General features: G+C 39.5%; 3 protein-coding genes and 1 pseudogene. All 4 read left to right on the top strand.

The genetic code is table 11. The features are described from left to right. Positions 1-344 precede the first annotated feature (344 nt). On the top strand, positions 345-725 hold the full coding sequence (gene makD / locus AACQ17_RS08190; RefSeq protein ID WP_094167782.1) for an alpha-pore-forming tripartite toxin MakABE regulator MakD: 381 nt from the start codon (positions 345-347) through the stop codon (positions 723-725). A gap of 24 nt (positions 726-749) precedes the next feature. Further along, positions 750-1,145, top strand: a complete 396-nt coding sequence (gene makC, locus AACQ17_RS08195; protein WP_013868236.1) for an alpha-pore-forming tripartite toxin MakABE regulator MakC — start codon at positions 750-752, stop codon at positions 1,143-1,145. Positions 1,146-1,156: 11 nt separating this feature from the next. Beyond that, positions 1,157-2,221 carry an alpha-pore-forming cytotoxin subunit MakB gene (gene makB, locus AACQ17_RS08200; RefSeq protein ID WP_013868235.1) on the top strand — a complete coding sequence of 355 codons (1,065 nt, stop codon included), beginning with the start codon at positions 1,157-1,159 and terminating at the stop codon, positions 2,219-2,221. A gap of 12 nt (positions 2,222-2,233) precedes the next feature. Then, positions 2,234-2,833, top strand: a pseudogene (gene makA / locus AACQ17_RS08205) (cytotoxin MakA); the annotation flags it as partial.

The raw sequence follows: 2,833 nt of genomic DNA on the forward strand, positions 1-2,833 counted from the left end.
GTAAATGAGCATTTATTATCCCTTTCAATATCTCACGCAAAAACATGATTAAGCCAGCAAATTAAGCGCTTAATAAATAACAAAAATGAAATTAAACTTAAGATCTATCCATTGATATCATTATAAAATTATTTTATTTACATACTGATATGTACATATTAGTTATGCAACCTTGATTAACTGAAATCACTAACTATATTTATCCACATAAAGATTATAAACATGTAAATATCAACACTAATATCAATAACATTTAATAGATATAACCACAAAAACCATTCGAAATGGTTAAATCAGTACAGTGATATTCTGTGGATCCATAAATAAACGTCAGTAGGTATTGAATGAAAAAAATAGAAATACTTATCGTGGTTGATTGTGCCGGAGCATTAACAACCACGAGCTTAATGGATAACGTTTACTTAATTGATAGTAACCAATGGCTTGGTTCTTGGGATGAAGGAACGTGCCAACTCCACACGGTATCTCAAGATGGTCAGTTTATTTGCTGGCGTAGCTGCGCTATTTCGCCAGATGACGAAGTCAATATAACGGGATTCTCTGGTGACATGATTGATCAAAAAGCTTGCTTACCAAGCCCTGTTAATGACGCGTGGGAAGGCAGAGTTCAGACTCGCGGGGATACTGGGCGTTATCTATATACCATTTCTCTTTCAATAAACGGAATAACAATGAATTTTTCACCTTATCTCGAAGTTCAATAACTCCATCTAAATAAGGAACATTGTATGAAAAAAGTAGAAATACTCATGGTCGTAGATGCAGCAGCAGCGCTTGCAAGTCGAGATCTGCAAAGTAACATTTATCTCATTGATACAAATAAATATATGGGCTCGGGTAATGAAGGCCAAGCTGAGTTAAAAACAGCCTGTAAAGACGGCCAATTATTATGCTGGCGAGTTGTCGCTATTTCACCAGACAATGAAGTTGATATTGTCGAGTTTAATGGGCAAATGATAAATGACAGAGTTTGTATACCCACTAAGCAAGGACTAAGCGGTGATGAATTCTGGGAAGGCCGAGTTGAAGCGCAAGGACAAGCCAGCACACAACAATACAATGCGACCTTGTCTATTGATGGTGCAAGATTAACGTTTGATCCTTTCCTCGTTATTTCACTGTAGAGGGCGAACTCATGTTAAGCCCAAATGTTGATACCGCATTAAATATGCTGACCGACGTATATACTGATTTTTTAGGTATTAGTAACTACGATGCAACGTGCAACTCTCTCTTTATTGGCCATGTAGCAAAAGATCCAAACTGGCTCGTAGAAGTTCGAAGCAGGACTGAGATCTTAAGAGCGGTAATGAATGAGTTTATGCAACAAAAGCCTAAAATTTTTGCGCAAATTATTACATCGTTTATTAATTATCAGACCACGTTCGATGCCTGCGCACAAAACAGTAAGGCGATAACAAGTACGAAGCAATGGATTGAATGCTTACAATTATTGCAAAAAACGTTAAAGCAAAATATCACGTTAACAAATGAAGCTCAGCAAGTTTTCACGAAATCTTACAGCCAAGCGAAAAATGCAGAGGAGCTGCTCGCATCCAGCATTCAAGATGGCTGGAATGAACTTGCGAGCGAAGAACAAGCAATGGTACGCATTGCAACAGAGATAGGCTCTCTATCGCAATCCATTGCCAGTTTAGGAGCCAATGTCACGGCGGCCCAATTAAGAGCAGGAAAAGCTTACATACAAAGTATGGTCACTATTTCCTACGGTGTCGTAATGGGAGCAACGACGTCTGTACCATTCCTTTCCTTTGCTGGTGCGCTATTCACGGTTGGTTACAGTGCATACAGCACAATATCGAGCGCGAAAGAGGTACAACAAGATTTAGACAAACTCACTCAATTACAAACACTAGCCAGTGAAGAAGCACAAGCGGCTGCCATTACTAAAGCCATTATTCAAACCCTCAGCAACATGAGCGAAGAATTCCTAAAGATTGATGATAGCTTGCCAGCACTTTCATTGTTATGGCAAGACGAATTAGACAAGGTAAACGAACTGATCAACGCCTTACAAAGCGGTTCAGACCCTGCCCTATTGACTGATTTGCAAACCATCAAGATTGCTTCAGCCTCATGGAAAACCATTTCAGAATTTGTGCAACTCATTAGTTTACCGCCAAACGTTGGAAAACCCGTTTTAGTCAACACACTAAATAACACCATTCAAGAACAGTAAAGGAGATACACAATGTCACAACAAGTTACTCAGTTGAACCCAACACAGCAAACCACTCAATCTGCATTTTTGGCAACCACAGTCATCACAGCGCAGTGCCATGCCATTTTAAACACACAATTTACGCCACCTACGGTAAAACCAGATTGGTTTGATGACCTGAGTAAAAAGTTAGACTCAGCAAAATTGGTTGCTAAGCAATGGATTGACGATTTGGGACCACAAGTATCAGCATCGATTCCCTCCAGCGTAATTAATTTTGACGCCACTTTCCAAGCATCAATCGATGCCATTCATGAGTTATATAAAGCGGATCCAACAGCAAGTGGCAAAGACAATACGACGGTTCAGCAAGCTTCACAGATTATGACCGCCCTATCTTCTCAAGTCAGCGGTATCGAAGCCACAGTCAAAGGGATGAATAAGGAACTCTCTGATTGGGGGGTGAAAATGCAAGCAGCACATGATGACTTAGTCAATGGTGCGACCAATATTCAAAAAACAATTATTGATTTACAAACAGATATTGAAAGCATGAATAACGCAATAGACAACAATCGTGCAGCCATTGAGAAACTGAATAAAGATCTAGTCTATGCACAAGTTGCGGTT

Source organism: Vibrio sp. V10_P2A27P122 (genome assembly GCF_963874335.1).
Classification (GTDB): domain Bacteria; phylum Pseudomonadota; class Gammaproteobacteria; order Enterobacterales; family Vibrionaceae; genus Vibrio; species Vibrio anguillarum.

Excerpts from the sequence above, each read along its gene's own strand:
- makD (WP_094167782.1), top strand. The coding sequence starts at position 345 with ATGAAAAAAATAGAAATACTTATCGTGGTTGATTGTGCCGGAGCATTA.
- makC (WP_013868236.1), top strand. The coding sequence starts at position 750 with ATGAAAAAAGTAGAAATACTCATGGTCGTAGATGCAGCAGCAGCGCTT.
- makB (WP_013868235.1), top strand. The coding sequence starts at position 1,157 with ATGTTAAGCCCAAATGTTGATACCGCATTAAATATGCTGACCGACGTA.